At 72.6% G+C, this 15,835-nt stretch carries 17 protein-coding genes; 11 read left to right on the top strand and 6 right to left on the bottom strand.

From position 1 onward, the window contains the following. Positions 1–24 precede the first annotated feature (24 nt). Together OG494_RS04330 and OG494_RS04325 are read left to right on the top strand one after the other, a co-directional pair. The gene (locus OG494_RS04330) at positions 25–540 is read left to right on the top strand and encodes a DUF402 domain-containing protein (protein WP_328452157.1); all 516 of its coding nucleotides are present in this window, start codon (positions 25–27) and stop codon (positions 538–540) included. Positions 541–854: 314 nt separating this feature from the next. Next, a complete protein-coding gene (locus tag OG494_RS04325) occupies positions 855–1,496 on the top strand; it encodes a response regulator transcription factor (RefSeq protein WP_328452155.1) in 642 nt (213 codons plus the stop codon). Here the strand turns inward: OG494_RS04325 and coaE are convergent. Next, positions 1,493–2,677, bottom strand: coding sequence for a dephospho-CoA kinase (gene coaE, locus OG494_RS04320; protein WP_328452153.1), 1,185 nt, complete (start codon positions 2,675–2,677; stop codon positions 1,493–1,495). The two genes, OG494_RS04325 and coaE, sit on opposite strands and share 4 nt — an antisense overlap. 274 nt (positions 2,678–2,951) lie before the next feature. Between coaE and OG494_RS04315 the strand changes: the two genes are divergently transcribed. Then, positions 2,952–3,197 carry a hypothetical protein gene (locus tag OG494_RS04315; RefSeq protein ID WP_328452151.1) on the top strand — a complete coding sequence of 82 codons (246 nt, stop codon included), beginning with the start codon at positions 2,952–2,954 and terminating at the stop codon, positions 3,195–3,197. A 144-nt stretch (positions 3,198–3,341) separates the two neighbouring features. Then, on the top strand, positions 3,342–3,590 hold the full coding sequence (locus tag OG494_RS04310) for a hypothetical protein (protein ID WP_328452149.1): 249 nt from the start codon (positions 3,342–3,344) through the stop codon (positions 3,588–3,590). Positions 3,591–3,653: 63 nt separating this feature from the next. Here the strand turns inward: OG494_RS04310 and OG494_RS04305 are convergent, their stop codons facing one another. Together OG494_RS04305 and OG494_RS04300 are read right to left on the bottom strand one after the other, a co-directional pair. After that, on the bottom strand, positions 3,654–4,100 hold the full coding sequence (locus OG494_RS04305) for an OsmC family protein (protein ID WP_328452147.1): 447 nt from the start codon (positions 4,098–4,100) through the stop codon (positions 3,654–3,656). 5 nt (positions 4,101–4,105) lie between these two features. Further along, positions 4,106–4,765 (bottom strand): HD domain-containing protein, encoded by a 660-nt coding sequence (locus OG494_RS04300; RefSeq protein ID WP_328452145.1) that lies wholly within the window; start codon positions 4,763–4,765, stop codon positions 4,106–4,108. Positions 4,766–4,975: 210 nt separating this feature from the next. Here OG494_RS04300 and OG494_RS04295 point away from each other — a divergent pair, with 210 nt between their 5' ends. Then, positions 4,976–5,590, top strand: coding sequence for a TetR/AcrR family transcriptional regulator (locus OG494_RS04295; protein WP_328458867.1), 615 nt, complete (start codon positions 4,976–4,978; stop codon positions 5,588–5,590). Between the two features lie 177 nt (positions 5,591–5,767). On the opposite strand, the gene rpsA is transcribed toward OG494_RS04295, so the two are convergent. Then, positions 5,768–7,267, bottom strand: a complete 1,500-nt coding sequence (gene rpsA, locus OG494_RS04290; RefSeq protein ID WP_328452143.1) for a 30S ribosomal protein S1 — start codon at positions 7,265–7,267, stop codon at positions 5,768–5,770. Between the two features lie 335 nt (positions 7,268–7,602). Between rpsA and OG494_RS04285 the strand changes: the two genes are divergently transcribed. The 6 genes from OG494_RS04285 to OG494_RS04260 all read left to right on the top strand — a co-directional run bounded on the left by OG494_RS04285 (position 7,603) and on the right by OG494_RS04260 (position 13,564). Next, positions 7,603–8,454, top strand: a complete 852-nt coding sequence (locus tag OG494_RS04285) for a class I SAM-dependent methyltransferase (protein ID WP_328452142.1) — start codon at positions 7,603–7,605, stop codon at positions 8,452–8,454. After that, positions 8,451–9,362: a GNAT family N-acetyltransferase gene (locus OG494_RS04280; RefSeq protein WP_328452140.1), complete on the top strand. Its 912-nt coding sequence runs from the start codon at positions 8,451–8,453 to the stop codon at positions 9,360–9,362. Before OG494_RS04285 ends, OG494_RS04280 begins: the two co-directional genes overlap by 4 nt. 20 nt (positions 9,363–9,382) lie before the next feature. Further along, on the top strand, positions 9,383–10,303 hold the full coding sequence (locus OG494_RS04275; RefSeq protein ID WP_328458866.1) for a GNAT family N-acetyltransferase: 921 nt from the start codon (positions 9,383–9,385) through the stop codon (positions 10,301–10,303). A 107-nt stretch (positions 10,304–10,410) separates the two neighbouring features. Continuing rightward, on the top strand, positions 10,411–11,103 hold the full coding sequence (locus OG494_RS04270) for an ABC transporter ATP-binding protein (protein ID WP_328452138.1): 693 nt from the start codon (positions 10,411–10,413) through the stop codon (positions 11,101–11,103). Further along, positions 11,100–12,995, top strand: a complete 1,896-nt coding sequence (locus tag OG494_RS04265) for a YhgE/Pip domain-containing protein (RefSeq protein ID WP_328452136.1) — start codon at positions 11,100–11,102, stop codon at positions 12,993–12,995. Before OG494_RS04270 ends, OG494_RS04265 begins: the two co-directional genes overlap by 4 nt. Further along, the gene (locus OG494_RS04260) at positions 12,992–13,564 is read left to right on the top strand and encodes a TetR/AcrR family transcriptional regulator (RefSeq protein ID WP_328452134.1); all 573 of its coding nucleotides are present in this window, start codon (positions 12,992–12,994) and stop codon (positions 13,562–13,564) included. The genes OG494_RS04265 and OG494_RS04260 overlap by 4 nt, the downstream gene beginning before the upstream one ends. 86 nt (positions 13,565–13,650) lie before the next feature. On the opposite strand, the gene OG494_RS04255 is transcribed toward OG494_RS04260, so the two are convergent. After that, positions 13,651–13,842 (bottom strand): hypothetical protein, encoded by a 192-nt coding sequence (locus tag OG494_RS04255; protein ID WP_328452132.1) that lies wholly within the window; start codon positions 13,840–13,842, stop codon positions 13,651–13,653. 347 nt (positions 13,843–14,189) lie between these two features. Next, entirely contained in the window at positions 14,190–15,797 is a 1,608-nt protein-coding gene (locus OG494_RS04250; RefSeq protein ID WP_328452130.1) for a S1 family peptidase, read from the bottom strand. Between the last annotated feature and the right edge of the window lie 38 nt (positions 15,798–15,835).

The following is a 15,835-nucleotide window of genomic DNA, read 5'->3' as shown; positions in this document are numbered from 1 at the left end:
CCCACTTGCAGGCAGGATGGGGCCATGACGGGACTGCACCCGCCCAAGGTCGAAATCTTCGACCCGGCCGCGCGCACGAACATCGACCCGAAGGGCATCAGCCGGGAGGTCGAGGAGTTCCGCGAAGAACCGTTCGGCCTGTACCTGGCCCGCCCGGCGCCGGGGCGGGCCCAGTTCCACTACCTCGAGTCGTGGCTGCTGCCGGAGCTCGGCCTGCGCGTCACCGATTTCTGGTTCTCCCCCGGCCACGAACGCGACCAGGACTTCTACCTGGACGTCGTCCGTGTGAACCGCGACGGTCCCCGCTGGGTCGCCACCGACCTCTACGTCGACATCGTGCTGAAGGACAAGCTCTCGCTGCGGGTGATCGACACCGACGAGCTCCTGGACGCCCGCAAGGCGGACCTGGTCACGGCCGACGAGGCCGAGTCCGCGCTGGAGACGACCTACGCGGCGGTCGAAGGACTGGCCTCGCACGGCTACGACCTGGCCGCCTGGCTGGCCACGAAGGACATCGCCCTGACCTGGCGCCGCCACTGAGCTGCCGGTCATCCAGGTCGGGCACCTCCACGACCGGTACGGGAGAAGATCGCGGCCGACGACGTCTCGTTCGACATCGGGCTGATCAACACCCTCGGCAACGGCGGGCCGCTACCCGCGCCGGCCGACGGACCGGGCACCTGGATCACCATCACCATCGTGCAGACCGTGGCCATCGGGGGTGGCGGGCGGCCGGGCGCGCGCCGCCGGGCGCGGCGGCTCGCCGGTACGCTCCACGGCGAGTCCGAGCCCGGCGCCGGGAGCGCGATCTCCGTCGCCTGCCCGCCGTCCCGCTGCTCCCGGAGGCTCCCGCAATGACGATCACCGTGCTGATCGCCGACGACCACCCGATCGTCCGGGACGGCCTGCGCGGCATCCTGTCCGCCGAACCCGCCCACGGCGAAGAGGGTTTCGAAGTGCTCGGCGAGGCGGCCGACGGCGCCGAAGCCGTCACGCTGGCCGAGCGGCTGCGGCCCGCCGTCGTGCTGATGGACCTGCGGATGCCGGGCACCGACGGCGTCGCGGCGATCAGCGAGCTCGCGCGGCTCGGGAACCCGGCGCGGATCCTGGTGCTCACGACGTACGACACCGATGCGGACGTGCTGCCGGCGATCGAGGCGGGCGCGACCGGTTACCTGCTCAAGGACGCGCCCCGCGAGGAGCTGTTCCGCGCGGTCCGGGCGGCGGCCCGCGGGCAGGCCGTGCTCTCCCCCGCCGTCGCCGGGCGGCTGATGGACCGGATGCGCCGGCCCGCGCGGGGACCGTTGTCCCAGCGCGAACTCGAGGTGCTGACGCTGGTCGCGCGCGGGTCGTCGAACAAGGAGACGGCGAAGAAGCTGTTCATCAGCGAGGCGACGGTCAAGACGCACCTGATCCACGTCTACGCGAAGCTCGGGGTGAAGGACCGCGCGGCCGCCGTCGCCGTCGCGTTCGAACGCGGGCTGCTCGGGTCCTAGGGCGTCCAGCCGGTCGTCTCGGCCCACTTCTCGGCCCGGACGAACGCGGCGTTGACCCACTCCTGCTTCTCGTCGGCGTAGGCCGCGACGTTGCCGTCGGCGGCGTGCGCCTCGGCCAGCCGCAGCTTCACATCGCGGTAGTCGTCGCGCTCGTCCGGGTGCGCGCGCACGAAGTCGCGGAACAGCAGCGCGAGCCGCCAGGCGGGCGTCTCGACGGACCGGACGTGCAGGTTCACCGGCCGTTTCGGGTCGGCGCCGACGTGCAGCCGCTTCGGCCAGGTGCCGGCGCCGTCCTGGGCGTCGTCGGCCCAGTCGCCGGCCAGGCGCGGGAAACCGGCGTCGGAAAGCAGTTCGGTGAGCTTGTCGGCGTCGGCCAACGTGGACACCGTCAGCTGGAGGTCGAGGACGTCCTTGGCGGGCAGGCCCGGCACGGCGGTGGACCCGATGTGGTCGGCGCGCCGGGCCAGCTCGCCGCTCGCGGCGCGGACCCGGGCGAGCACCCGCTCGGCCTGCTGCGGCCAGGTGAGGTCGTATTCGGCGATCTTCGGCGAGACCGGGGGCCGCGGCCGGCGCAGCCGGACGTTCGCCTCGAACGGCACCAGCCGGTCCGCCCACAGCGCGTCGACGCCGGCGAGCACCGCGTCCTCGGGACCGCCGTTGTCGAGCCAGACGTCGGCGACGGCGCGGCGCTGCTCGTCACTGGCCTGCGCCCGGATCCGCGCGCGGGCGTCGGCCTCGGCCATGCCACGCGCCGACACCAGCCGCCGGACCCGCACCTCGACGGGCGCGTCGACCACGACGACCAGGTGATACGCCGTCGCCAGGCCGCCCTCGACCAGCAGCGGGATGTCGTGGACGACGATCGCGTCCGGCGCGGCGGCCGCCATCAGCTCACCGGTGCGGGCCCCGACCAGCGGGTGCACGATCGCGTTGAGCCGGCGGCGCGACTCGTCGTCGGCGAACGCCTTGGCGGCGAGCACCGGCCGGTCGAGCGAGCCGTCGGCGGCCAGGATCTCTCCGCCGAACTCCTCGACGAGCCGGGCGAGCCCTTCGGATCCGGGCTCGACCACCTCGCGGGCGATCCGGTCGGAGTCCACCAGCACGGCGCCGTGTTCGGCGAACCGGTTCGCCACGGTCGACTTGCCGGCCCCGATGCCACCCGTCAGCCCCACACGCAACATGCCGATCACCCTAGTCACGCACCCCCGGCGGCCGCCCGCGGACATCGGCGGCTTCCACGCCGTCAGCGCGAAGGGAACCTGCGCGACTCGGGGGCGAGCAGGGGTTGAGCGAGGCGAGGGCCACGACTCGTCGCCGCGTTGCTGGGACCGTCCGGTTCGCCCGGTCCGGCCTGCGCCATTCGTGTGACGCACAGTGGCTACCCGTAACGTGGGTAATCGTTTTCCGACGCCTTCGGCAGCGGGCCTTCCGGCTCGCGTCATCGAGGGAGGGCTCATGAGGATGACGGACTTCGGAAGGCCGGCGGCGGCCGTGCTGTGCGCGGGAGGACTCGCTCTGACCGTGCCGGACGTGGCGGTCGCGGCCCCGTCGCCGGACATCACGTTCACGCAGTGCCAGTCCGGCGTCCGCCGGGTGCAGGCGACCTGCAACCACACGCCGCAGCGCACCCTTTGCGCGGTGCGCAGCACGTGGATCCCGTTCGGCACGCTGTGCGTGAAGGGCAGTGTCCGGCCGGCCTGACCCAGTGCACACGGACGGGTGAACCGCAAGTCGATCGTGACGCGTGACTCAACCGAAATGAGGACACGCCGCGTTTCTTACCCACCTTCATCGGTGCAGTTGCGTACCGTGCGCCGCGTCAAGGGTCGCCCACACGGAGGAACGATGGCGGACAGCAAGCACGTCGGGAGGCACCGGCTCGGCTCGCCGGGGCTGGTGCACTGCCTGGTTCACCACTCCGTGGCGACGGCTCTCGAGGACTACCGGCGGACGTGGCTGAGCACCCTGCTGGTCCCGGCGAAGCACAGCTTCGCCGGGCTCCGGCGCAGGGCCCGCGCGGCCGCTCTCGAACGGATCTGGGTCCCGGCCGTCGGCGTCGCCACCGTGCGGCCGGTGACGGCGCAGGCCGCCTGACGGACGCCGGTTTCCCGGCCCGACCTCACGCTGCCCGCGTCCCGGCCCGCCCGGACGGTTTGCTCAGCGGCCGGTTTCCCGCGTCTCGATCACGATCTCCGACGACAGCGTCCGGTGCACCGGGCACTTGTCGGCGATCAGCATGAGCTTGGCGCGCTGGTCGTCGTCGAGGTCGCCGGTCAGCTCGATCTCGCGGGTGATGCGGCTGAGCAGACCGCGCTCGGTCTCGCACTTCTCGCAGTCCTCGGCGTGCACGCGGTCGTGCCGCAGCCGGATCGTCGCGGCGTCCAGCGGGATGCCCTTGCGGTCGGCGTATATCCGCAACGTGATCGCGGTGCACGAACCCAGCGACGCGAGCAGCAGCTCGTACGGGTTCGGGCCGGCGTCGGCCCCGCCGACCGACACCGGCTCGTCGACCAGCAGCGTGTGCCCCGCCGTGCTGACCTGCTGCGTGTAATTGCCGTCGCCGCTCGCGGTGACGACGACCGTGCCGGGCTCGGGGTGCTCCATCCGGTTCAGTCCTCCCAGGGTGAGTCCAAGATCGTGGTGACGAAGTCCTGCCGCTCGAAGCCTGGCACGAACCGGGCCAGCACATCGGCTTTGACGTTCCCGAACGTCGTGTCGGGCCGGTCACGGATGCCGTCGGTGAACGCGGTGAGGATGCGGCGCTTGAAGTCCGGCCGCGGGTGGGCGGCGACGATCGCGGCGCGGGCCGCCGCGGGCAGGTCGTAGTAGCCGATGCCGAGGACGTCGTACTCGACGCCCGCGGTGACCAGCGCGATCTCGGGTTCCATGTGCTCGGGGATGCCCGGGGTGGTGTGCAGCGCGATGGCCGTCCAGGCGATCCGGGCCCGTTCCGCGTCGACGCCGTGACCGAGCAGGAAACGCCGGGCTTCGTCGGCGCCGTCGAGCTCGAAACGACGGCCGGTGCGGTGGCCCTCGACCAGGCCGAGGTCGTGGAACAGGGCCGCGACGTAGAGCAGTTCGGCGTCGAAGCCGAGGCCGCGGCGCCGGCCCTGCAGCGCGCCGAACAGGTAGACCCGCGAGGAGTGGTCGTACAGGAGCGGGCCGGCGGTGTCGCGCACGAGGTCGGCGGCTTCGCGGGCCAGCGCGGTGTCGGGGACGGCGATGTCGGCGATGTCGGTGATGCCGGTGGTGTCTGTGGTGTCGGTCATCGGAGAGCCCTTTCGTCGGTGCTTCCGACGCTGCCAGGGTCCGCCGCGCCCCGGCCGGTGCCCACCGGACGGGAATGCCGCACATCCGGACATCCGGCGCATTCCCAAGACGCAGCGGATATCGTATCTTCGGCTGCGGGCAGGTAACCCGACCGCCGTCGTGCGCGGCTGCTGCGAAGGGGGTGCGCCGTGGCCACCAGGCACGTCTCGATGCGCCCCGCCGAACAGGGTCACCGCGAGCGCTTCCTCGACGCCGCGCTGTCGGTGCTGTTCGACCGCGGTGTCACGGCCCTCACGGTACGCGGCGTGGCCGAGGCCGCCGGCGCGTCGACGATCTCGGTGTACGCCCGCTTCGGCGGCCGCGCGGGCCTGCTCGACGCCCTGTACGAGCGCACGTTCGACTCGCTGCGCGAGATGCTGGAGGCGCTGCCGCCGGAGGGTCCCGACGGGCTCGCGGACCTGCTCGACCTGGCGATGGCGTACCGCCTCTTCGCCCGCGAAAGCCCGGCGCGCTACGCCCTGATGTTCGAGCGGCCGGTCCCGGGCTTCGACCCCGACCCGGCGCTGCGCTCGGCCGTGGTGCGGACGACGTTCGGCCTGTTCATCGACCGCGTCCGGCGGGTCAGCCCGCAGGCAGTCGACGCCCAGACGGCGGCCTACCACCTGTGGACGGCGATGCACGGCCTGGTCGGGGCGGAGCTGATGCTCGCCTCCCGGACGGCGCTGCCGGAGTGGTTCATCCCGCCGACGGACGAGGCCAACGCGGAAATGTACCGCCGGGGCGTCACGGCGATGGCGACCGGCCTGGGCCTGCGCAACCACTGACCGGCCCGTGACGGCCACCCCGCGACCACCGGAGCCGTCCGCACGTTCGGCATCACGGCCCTCCGATGCGTGGCGCACGTCAGGTGCGCACGCTCGCGATCCGAGCCGTGCAACGCAGCGAACCCCGGTCCGTTTCCGGACCGGGGTTCGCTGTGGTTCAGCTCAGAGAGCTAGTGCTCACGCACCACCGGAGAGCTTCTCGCGGAGCGCCGCGAGCTGCTCGTCGGAGGCGAGGGTGCCACCGCTGCTCTTCGTGTCGGCCGGGGCCGAGCCCGAGGTGTAGCTTTCCGCGCCACCCTCGATGCCGGTCGCCGCGTCGGCAGCGGCCTCCGCGTCGGCCTCGACGGCCTTCACGACCTGCTTCATGTGGGCCTCGTAACGAGTGTGGGCCTCGGCGTACTGACGCTCCCACTCCTCACGCTGCTTGTCGAAGCCTTCCTGCCACTCCTGCGTGTCCGGGTCGAAGCCCTCGGGGTAGATGTAGTTGCCCTCGGGGTCGTACTCGGCGGCCATGCCGTACTGGGTCGGGTCGAACTCGGTGTCCGGCGTGACACCCTCGTTCGCCTGCTTCAGCGACAGCGAGATGCGACGGCGCTCGAGGTCGATGTCGATGACCTTGACCATGACATCGCCGTTGACCTGGACGACCTGCTCCGGGATCTCCACGTGGCGCTCGGCCAGCTCGGAGATGTGGACCAGGCCCTCGATGCCCTCTTCGACGCGCACGAACGCGCCGAACGGAACCAGCTTCGTGACCTTGCCCGGCACGATCTGACCGATCGCGTGGGTGCGGGCGAACTGGCGCCACGGGTCTTCCTGGGTCGCCTTCAGCGACAGCGAGACGCGCTCGCGGTCCATGTCGACGTCCAGGACCTCGACCGTGACCTCCTGGCCGACCTCGACGACCTCGGACGGGTGGTCGATGTGCTTCCAGGACAGCTCGGAGACGTGCACCAGGCCGTCGACGCCACCCAGGTCCACGAAGGCACCGAAGTTGACGATGGACGACACGACGCCCTTGCGGACCTGGCCCTTGGCGAGCGCGTTGAGGAACTCGCTGCGCACCTCGGACTGGGTCTGCTCGAGGTAGGCGCGGCGGGACAGGACCACGTTGTTGCGGTTCTTGTCCAGCTCGATGATCTTCGCCTCGAGCTCGCGGCCGACGTAGGGCTGCAGGTCGCGGACGCGGCGCATCTCGACCAGCGACGCGGGCAGGAAGCCGCGCAGGCCGATGTCCAGGATGAGGCCGCCCTTGACGACCTCGATGACGGTGCCCTTGACGGGCTCGTCCTTCTCCTTGAGCTCCTCGATCGTGCCCCAGGCGCGCTCGTACTGCGCGCGCTTCTTGGACAGGATCAGACGGCCTTCCTTGTCCTCCTTCTGGAGAACGAGGGCTTCGACCTCATCGCCGACGGTGACAACCTCAGCCGGGTCGACATCGTGCTTGATGGAGAGCTCACGCGAGGGGATGACACCCTCGGTCTTGTAGCCGATGTCGAGCAGGACCTCGTCGCGGTCGACCTTGACGATGGTGCCTTCGACGATGTCGCCATCGTTGAAGTACTTGATCGTCTTGTCGATAGCCGCGAGGAAGTCTTCCTCCGACCCGATGTCGTTGATGGCGACCTGCGGGGCCGCGTTCGGGGCGGTCGGGGCGGTGGCGGTGTCGATGGTCATTAGGCGGGTTGCTCCGGTGGATGGGAATCGAGGGTTGGCAGGTGTCGGCGCGGTGGGGTGTTACGGCATGCGACGACCCTGCGAGCAAACGTCCACCAGTGAACGACCGCGGCATGACCCGCAAACGGTGCGCGACCCGAGCCCGAGACGAAGCTGAGCGAAAGGCAGCGCGAACCCACTGCGCTAACACTGATCCTACGCGGCAGTCACCAGGCGGCACAATCAGGGTCCCCCGGCGATCGCTAAGGTCCTCGCGAAGGCAAATCGCACGCTGGAGGGCGCGGGTGGCGCGGGCCGCAGGCCGGGCGCCGGCGGCCGGGACCGGAGACACCATCATGCCACCGAACGAGCCCGCCGCGCCGGGGCGCCACGACGCCGCCGAGCACCGGCTGGGCACGACCGCCGTCGCCTACCGCGAGGTCGGCGGGCCGGAGGCCGCGGCCGCCAACCTCGCCTGGTGGGACGCCGACGCCGACGACTACCAGGCCGAGCACGGCGGCTTCCTCGGCGACGCCGACTTCGTCTGGTGCCCGGAGGGCGTGCGGGAGGCGGACGCGCGGCTGCTCGGCGACGTCCGCGGCCGGCGCGTGCTGGAGGTCGGCTGCGGCCAGGCCGCGTGCGCGCGCTGGCTGCGCGCCGAGGGCGCCGACGCCGTGGCGACCGACCTCTCCGCCGGCATGCTGCGCCACGCGCAGGCCGGCAACACGCGCACCGGCGTCGCCGTGCCGCTCGTGCAGGCGAACGCCGAGTACCTGCCGCTGGCCTCGGGCAGCTTCGACGCGGCCTGCTCGGCGTTCGGCGCGATCCCGTTCGTGGCGTCGGTGGACGCGGTGTTCGCCGAGGTCCACCGGGTGCTGCGGCCCGGCGCGCCGTGGGTCTTCTCGGTGACGCACCCGATGCGCTGGATCTTCCCGGACGACCCGGGCCCGCAGGGGCTCACCGTCACCCAGCCGTACTTCGACCGCACGCCCTACGTCGAGGTCGACGACGACGGCACCGCCACCTACGTCGAGTACCACCACACCCTCGGCGACTACGTCCGCGCGCTGGCCGCCGCCGGGTTCACCCTCACCGACCTCCTCGAGCCGGAGTGGCCGGAGGGGCACACGCGGACCTGGGGCCAGTGGAGCCCGCTGCGCGGCCGGCTGTTCCCGGGCACCGCGATCTTCCGCACGCGCCGCTCGTGACACCCCTCGAAGAGGAGCAGAACGCCCGGTTCGCCGCGCTCGACCCGCAGCTCCCGCCGATCGCGGCGCCGCCGGTGGCGAGCGAGCCGCTGCTGGCGTCGGTGGGCGGCCGGCCGGCGGGCGGCCTGCTGACCCGCGTCGTGCACGCGCCCGCGTCGTGGCCCGCGCTGTGGGGCCCGTCGGAGATCTGGGACCTGACCGCGGTGCCGGGCGAGACCGGCGCGGCGGGCCTCGCGGCGCTGCTGGGCGTGTGGCGCGAGCGGCTGCGCGGATCGGGCGCCGGCCCGGACTCGGGCTGCACGCTGACCTGGCCGAGCCGGGACGACGAGGCGTCCGCGGTCCTGCTGGCGCACGGCTTCGCGCCGATGACCTGCTTGGCCGTCCGGCCCGTCGAGCCGCCGGCGGACCCGGGCCCGGCGCGGGTGCGCGTCCGGAAGGCCGAGGACGGCGACGCCGAGGCCCTCACCGAGCTGCGACTGGCCGAGTGGCGCTACACCTCGCTGGTCGGCACCGCGGTCCGGCGGCCGGGCGCGCGGCCGCTGCTGCACGCCGAGGTCGTCCGCTCCCTGCGGTTCAGCGGCCTGGTCTGGCTGGCCGAGGACGACGGCGTGCCCGCCGGGATGGCCGCCTGCGCGCTGGCCGTGCCGACGCCGGGCGACAGCATCCACGGCCGGCTGTTCCCGGGGCGCTGGGGGTACGTCGACACGCTGTCGGTGGCCCCGGCGGCGCGCGACGGCGGGGTCGGCCGGGCCCTGATGGCGGCGGCCCATCGCACCCTGCTCACGCACGAGGTGCGCGGTACCTTCCTGTTCTACCACCCGGCGAACCCGCTCTCCCCGGTGTTCTGGCACCGGCAGGGTTATCGTCCACTGTGGACGATGTGGATCCGGCGACCGGCCTGGTCCTGACCGACGACCAGAGGGGAACCATGGACATCGCCGAGCCGCTGCTCGCCGCCCACAAGGCGCGCTTCGCGGCCGTCGACGCGCTGCTGCCGCCCGCCGCGCCGCCCGCCGAGGGCCTGCGGCTCGACGCGGCGACGGCGGACGGCACCCAGGTCACCGGCGTGCTGCAGCGGCACCGGCTGAGCCCCGGCGACGTCCCGATGCTGTGGTCGGCCGCCGACACCTGGCAGCTGTTCCCCTACCTCGGCGACACCGGCACCGAGGGCGCCGACCTGCTCTTGCGCGCCCTCAAGGGCCGGGTCGAGAGCGAGGAGACCGGCGACGACTCGGCGTGCGCGGTCGTCTGGCCCAGCCGGGACGCCGAGGCGATCCGCGCCTTCCTCGACCACGGCCTGGTCCCGCTCGGCGCGCTGGGCGTCCGGACCGCTCCCCCGATCCCGCCGGATCCCGCGGTGCGCGTCCGGCGCGCCGGGCCGGCCGACTTCACCGTCGCGCTGGAACTGGCGACGGCCACGTTCGACTACACCGGCCTGGTCGCCGCGCCCCGCCGCCCGAACACCGCCGACCTGCTGGCCCCCGCGCTGCGGGAAGCCCTGGACGCCGAGGAGCCGGCGGTCTGGCTGGCCGAGGACGACGGCGTGATCCAGGCGATGGCGCACTGCGCGTGGATCGACGCGACCGCGGGCAGCGAAGCGGCCGAGCTGCTGCCGCCGGGGCGCTGGGGCTACGTGAACAACGTCGTGACCACACCCGGCGAGCGGGGCGGCGGGTTCGGCCGGGCGCTGATGGCCCGGGTGCACCAGGAGCTGCGCACCGGCGGCGCGATCGGCACGTACCTCTACTACAACCCGACCAACCCGCTGGCCTCGGTGTTCTGGCACCGGCAGGGCTATCGTCCACTGTGGACGACGTGGGAGGTGCGGCCGGCGGCCGCGCTGCGGTGAGTCACCCACTGGTGTGACGTGCGTCCGGTGATCTTGCTCCGCACCCCGGCGAGGGCTAGCTTTTGAACTGACCGGTCAGTTCAAAAGTCGTCTCAGCTGGAGTCCCCGTGCAGGTCCGAGCCGATCGGGTGTCCCTCGAAGGGCACCACGGCACCTTGTTACCGCCCACCTCGCTGACCGTCGGCGAGGGCGACCTGGCGATCGTGCACGGCGAACCCGGCGTCGGCGTCACCGCGTTCGGGCTCGCGCTGGCCGGGCGGCTCAAGCCGAGCACCGGCACGGTCACGGTCGACGGTGCGGACGCCGGTCTGCCCGAGCTGGTCGCGGTCGTCGACGCGCCGGGCGTCAGCGACCCGGACGAGGCACTGAGCCTGCGCGTGGTCGTCGGCGAGGAGCTGGCGCTGGCGCACCGCCCGGCGGGCAAGGAAGACGTCACCCGCTGGCTGACCGAGCACGACGCGGCGCCGTTCGCCGGCACCCGGTTCGAGAACCTCGCCCCCGCCCTGCGCACCCGGCTGCTCACCGAGCTGGCCGCGGTCCGCAAGGGCGTGCGCGTCCTCGTGCTCGACACGCCCGACCGGCACACCAGCGACGTCGACAGCTGGGCCGGCCTGGCCCGCGAGCAGGCCGAACGCGGCCTGGCCGTGGTCGTGCTGACCGCGACGACGCCGTCGTCCGCGCTGCCCTTCACGCCCGCGCGCATCGGCTCGGCCGAGCAGCCGTCGCCGCAGCACTGCCTTCCCGAACTTCCCCAGCCCACCGAAGAGCTCCCTGAGAGCACTGACGGAGTTTCCGAATGAACGCCTTCCGGATCGCCCGCAACGAACTGCGGCGGCTGTCCACCGGCACGATGCCCAAGCTGGCGCTGGTCGCGCTCGTGCTGGTGCCGCTGCTCTACGCGTCCTTCTACCTCTACGCGAACTACGACCCGTACGGCCGCCTGGACAAGCTGCCCGCCGCCGTCTTCACCAGTGACGCCGGCGCGCAGGACTCGAGCGGCCTGCAGCGCAACGTGGGCCGTGAGGTGACCGACGAGCTAGTGAAGTCCGGCACGTTCCAGTGGCACGAGGTGTCGGAGCAGGACGCGCGCGACGGCGTCCGCGACGACAAGTACTCCTTCGCGATCGGCATCCCGAGCGGCTTCTCCGCCGCGCTGCTGTCGGTCGGCAATTTCCAGCCGCAGCAGGCGACCATCACGCTGACCACCAACGACGCCAACAACTACCTGTCCGGGACGATCGCGAAGCAGGTCGCCGAGCAGGTGCGCAAGACGATCGCGGAGAAGGTCGGCAGCGAGGCCGCGGACCGGTTCCTGGTCGGGTTCTCCACCATCTTCGGGAAGATCCAGGAGGCGTCGACCGGCGCGTCACAGCTCGCGGACGGCGCTTCGCAGCTGAAGTCCGGCCAGCAGCAGCTCGCCAGTGGCGCGTCGCAGCTCGCCGACGGCTCCGCGACGCTCGCCACCGGGCTGGGCACGCTCAAGTCCAGCACCGCGGATCTGCCGTCCCAGACGCAAAAACTCGCCGACGGCGCCTCGCAGGTGGCCGCCGGTGACCAGAAGGTCGCCGACGCGGCGTCCGTGGCCGCGACGGCGTCGTCGGACATCCAGGGCAAGCTCGACAGCTACCGCACCCAGCTTCAGACCGACCTGCGCAACGCCGGCGTGCCGGAGGACCAGGTCACGGCGATCCTGGCGCGCGCGGACCAGCTGCGCTCCCCCGTCGACCAGGCGAACAGCAAGATCCAGCAGGCCAACGGCGATCTCGCGAAGCTGGCCGACGGCGCGAAGCAGGTTTCCGACGGCGCGGCCAAGCTCGCCGCCGCGTCACCGCAGCTGGCGAACGGCATCGCGCAGGCGTCCGACGGCGCGAACCAGCTCAAGGACGGCGCCGCCAAGCTGAACGACGGTGAGAAGACCGCGGTCACCGGGACGAACCAGCTCGCCGACGGCGCGGTGAAGCTGCGTGACGGGCTTTCGGCCGGGCTCAAGGAGATCCCGAACCCGGACGACCCGACGCGCGCGGCGACGGCCAACACGATCGCGGACCCGGTGGCGGTGAACGCCAACGGCGAGGCGTCGGCCGGGACGTACGGCGCGGGCCTGGCGCCGTTCTTCATCTCGCTGGCCACCTGGATCGGCGCGTTCGTGCTGTTCCTGATCCTGCGCCCGCTCTCGACGCGTGCGCTGACCGCGGGCGCGGCACCGTTCCGGGTCGCGGTCGGCGGCTGGCTGTCGTCGGCGCTGCTCGGCGTCGCGCAGGTGATCGTCCTGTTCGGCGCGGTGACGTGGCTCGTCGGCATCCACATCGCGCACCCGCTGGGCGCGATCGGCTTCGCCGTCCTGGTGTCACTGACGTTCACGTCGGTGGTGCACGCGCTCAACAGTTTCTTCGGCGCGGTCGGCAAGTTCCTCGGCCTGGTGCTGCTGGTGCTGCAGCTGGTCAGCGCGGGCGGCACGTTCCCCTGGCAGACGATCCCGGACGCGCTGTACCCGCTGCACGTCGTGCTGCCGATGGGGTACGCGATCGACGGCTTCCGGCACCTGTTCTACAGTGGCGCCACCGTGCAGATCCTCGGCGACATCGGCGTACTGCTGGCCTACCTGGTCGGCGGAGTCCTGGTGTCCACCCTGGCCGCGCGCAAACGCCGCGTCTGGACGGTGTCGGCGCTCAAACCCGAGCTGAGCCTGTGAGCGGCGGGACCAAGCAGAAGCTTTTCGAGGCCACGCTGCGGCTTTCGAAGAGCCGGGGCTTGGTGGGCCTCACGGTCGACGACATCGCCGCCGAGGCGGGCGTCGCGAAGGGCACCGTCTACTACAACTTCGGTTCGAAGGACGGCCTGGTCGACGGCCTGCTGCGGTACGGCGTCGACACGCTCGCCGGGCGGCTGCGCGACGCGGTTTCGGATGCCGATCCGCTCGACGTGATCGAGGCGCAGGTCGACGTGACGCTGGAGTTCATCGCCCGGTATCCGGGGTTTTCGCAGATCCTGGTGAGCGAGCTGTGGCGCACGCCCGGCCAGTGGCACGGCACGCTTTCCTTGCTGCGCGAGGAAATCATCTCGATCGTGAAGGGCCAGCTTTCGCGCTTGGAGGAGGCGGGCCGGCTGCCGGAGGGAGTCCGGATCCCGACGGCGGCGGCCGGCCTGTTCGGCACGATGCTGGTGGTCGCGCTGGACTGGCAGGTGTTCGGCCCGGAGCGGACGCGGGCGGAGGTCCGGGAAGCGGTGATGGTCCTGATCCGCGGCCTGGGCCGCAAATAGCCGACGGCTTCGCCCGGCAGCCGCTTCACCTGCTGTCCCTTGGCCGCCCAGCCGCTCACCGGCTGCCCCTTGGCCGCCCAGCCGCTTTATCTGTTGTACCTTCGCCGCCAGCCGCTCACCTGCTGCCCCTTGGCCGCCCAGCCGCTCACCTGCTGCCCCTTCGCCGCCAGCCGCTTCACCGCGAGCGCGGCACCGCGGCAGCGGTGCCGCGGGCTGCTTCGCCACGGGCGCTTCACCGCGGCCGCGGTGCTGCGGGCCGCGCCAGCTGCGGGTCGCATCACCGCCGGCCCCTTCACCACGGACCGCTTCACCACGGCCGCGCCGGCTGCGGGCCGCGTCGCCATGAGCGCTTCACTGTCGGCCGCTGCTTCACTGTCGGCCGCTGCTTCGCCGCCGGCCCGCGGGGCCCTCACCGCCGGCCGCCCTGCGGGCCGCCTCACCGCGGGTCGCTGCTTCGCCGCCGGCCCGCGGGGCGCCGCCCCCCGTCTTCCACATTACCGCCGGGCACCGACAGTTCCGGCTCCTGAAAGCCGTGAAGGGCACCTTCAGGGACTCTGAGTCCCTGAAGGTGCCCTTCACGGCTTTGCTTGCACCGCGGGGAAAGTGGGGAAAGCGGGAAAGCGGGTCAGCGGTCTTCGATGCGGGCCCGGACCGCGGCCGCGTACGTGTCGACCGCGGTGGCCGCCGCCGTGAGTTCGCAGGGGCCGTCGATCAGCAGGCGCTTCGCCGGGACGTACACCTGCTCCAGCTCCGGGTCGGTCGCGACGCCGTGTTCGCGGGCCAGTTCGTTGTCGCCGGCCAGGCGGGCTCGCAGCTCCTCGCGGCGGGCGACCAGGCCGTCGAGGACCGCGCGCTGGCGGCGGCCGTCTTCGACCGCCGGGGCGACCGCGTGCTCGTGGCCGTCGATGTGGCGCTCGACCCACTCGGCGTCGCCGTCGACCTCGGCGGAGCGGAGCTGCTTGAGCGTGCCGCGCAGCCGGTGGGCGCGCGCCGGCAGCATCGCGACGCCGGTGAAGCGCGTCGCCACCCGCAGCTGGTAGGCCTCGATCTCGGCGAGCTCCGCCACGGCCTGGGTGAGCACGTCGAGCCGGCCGGCGAGGTCGTCCGTCGCCGGGCGCGCCCGGTCCGTGCTCACCCGCACGGCCGCCACCCCGGGCGAAGACTCGTCGCGGAAACCGAGCAGCAGCCGGATGCCCAGCTCGGCCGCGCGGCCGGCGAGCGGGCCGAGCACCTCGCCGACGAGCCGGTCGGGTTCGGCGGAGTCGTCGATCGCGTCGACGACGAGCGTGCGGCCGGCGACGCCGGAGGTCAGCCGTTCTTCGATGCGGTGGCGGACGGCGTCGGCGGTGCGGCCGGTCGCGTCCACCGCGAGGTCGACGCTGCCGGCGGGCGGCATCTGGCCGAGCGCCGGCGGCAGCCCGGGGACGCCGAGCGAGCGTTCGCGGTCGGCCAGGACGATGCCGAAGCGCAGTGCCGCCGCGACGGGCGAGCCGGCCTCGCCGGTGTCGACGACCCAGACGGTGCCGGGTTCGGCCTTGGCGAACCAGTCGACGACCCGCTGCACGAAGGAGACGTCGACGGTTTCGCCGACCGGGCGCGAGAAACTGGCGTCGACGGCGGGGCCGCCGGACGTCCAGATGCTCAGCTGCGGCAGGTGCCCGAGCATCGTCTCGACCGGGATCATCCAGGTGCCGGTGTCCTTGCCCACGACCATGCCGACGACGTGCCCGGTCGCTTCGTCGAGCACCGCGGTGCCGCCGAACCCGGGGCCGAGCGACTCGGCCTCGGCGGTGCGCAGCAAGCGGATCCACTCGCCGCCCGGGCCGCCGGGGTGTTCGGCGCCGCCGAGGCGGGCGTGGGTCCAGCGGCCGACGGACCCGGGCGGGAACCCGAAGGCGCGGACGAGCTGGTGTTCCCCGAGCGGCATCCGGTGCAGCGGCGCGCGGAACACGCGGGACTCGGGACGTTCGAGGCGCAACAGGGCGAGGTCGCCACGGCCACCGCCGTCGGAGGGCACCCAGCACCCTTCGACGACGGTCGCCGTACCGGGCAACGCCTCGGCCAGGCCGACGAAGTCCACGCTCAACGCGGATCGCGAGCCGCCGGCGGTCTCGACGACGTGCGCGCTCGTCAGGACGTGGTACTCGTCGAGTACCGTGCCCGCGCCGCAAAGCCGGCCGAGTTCGTCGTGCAGCCGGACCCGCCAGCGTCGTCGCTCACGCTCGAACCCCATTCGGCGGACCCTACGCCGTGATCGCCCCGCCTCTGTGC

It is taken from the genome of Amycolatopsis sp. NBC_00438 (assembly GCF_036026695.1).
Taxonomy (GTDB): domain Bacteria; phylum Actinomycetota; class Actinomycetes; order Mycobacteriales; family Pseudonocardiaceae; genus Amycolatopsis.
Note: the sequence above shows the minus strand (reverse complement) of the source record. Positions and strands in the feature narration are given on the sequence as shown.

Excerpts from the sequence above, each read along its gene's own strand:
- OG494_RS04330 (WP_328452157.1), top strand. The coding sequence starts at position 25 with ATGACGGGACTGCACCCGCCCAAGGTCGAAATCTTCGACCCGGCCGCG.
- OG494_RS04325 (WP_328452155.1), top strand. The coding sequence starts at position 855 with ATGACGATCACCGTGCTGATCGCCGACGACCACCCGATCGTCCGGGAC.
- coaE (WP_328452153.1), bottom strand. The coding sequence starts at position 2,677 with ATGTTGCGTGTGGGGCTGACGGGTGGCATCGGGGCCGGCAAGTCGACC.
- OG494_RS04315 (WP_328452151.1), top strand. The coding sequence starts at position 2,952 with ATGAGGATGACGGACTTCGGAAGGCCGGCGGCGGCCGTGCTGTGCGCG.
- OG494_RS04310 (WP_328452149.1), top strand. The coding sequence starts at position 3,342 with ATGGCGGACAGCAAGCACGTCGGGAGGCACCGGCTCGGCTCGCCGGGG.
- OG494_RS04305 (WP_328452147.1), bottom strand. The coding sequence starts at position 4,100 with ATGGAGCACCCCGAGCCCGGCACGGTCGTCGTCACCGCGAGCGGCGAC.
- OG494_RS04300 (WP_328452145.1), bottom strand. The coding sequence starts at position 4,765 with ATGACCGACACCACAGACACCACCGGCATCACCGACATCGCCGACATC.
- OG494_RS04295 (WP_328458867.1), top strand. The coding sequence starts at position 4,976 with ATGCGCCCCGCCGAACAGGGTCACCGCGAGCGCTTCCTCGACGCCGCG.
- rpsA (WP_328452143.1), bottom strand. The coding sequence starts at position 7,267 with ATGACCATCGACACCGCCACCGCCCCGACCGCCCCGAACGCGGCCCCG.
- OG494_RS04285 (WP_328452142.1), top strand. The coding sequence starts at position 7,603 with ATGCCACCGAACGAGCCCGCCGCGCCGGGGCGCCACGACGCCGCCGAG.
- OG494_RS04275 (WP_328458866.1), top strand. The coding sequence starts at position 9,383 with ATGGACATCGCCGAGCCGCTGCTCGCCGCCCACAAGGCGCGCTTCGCG.
- OG494_RS04265 (WP_328452136.1), top strand. The coding sequence starts at position 11,100 with ATGAACGCCTTCCGGATCGCCCGCAACGAACTGCGGCGGCTGTCCACC.
- OG494_RS04255 (WP_328452132.1), bottom strand. The coding sequence starts at position 13,842 with ATGCGACCCGCAGCTGGCGCGGCCCGCAGCACCGCGGCCGCGGTGAAG.
- OG494_RS04250 (WP_328452130.1), bottom strand. The coding sequence starts at position 15,797 with ATGGGGTTCGAGCGTGAGCGACGACGCTGGCGGGTCCGGCTGCACGAC.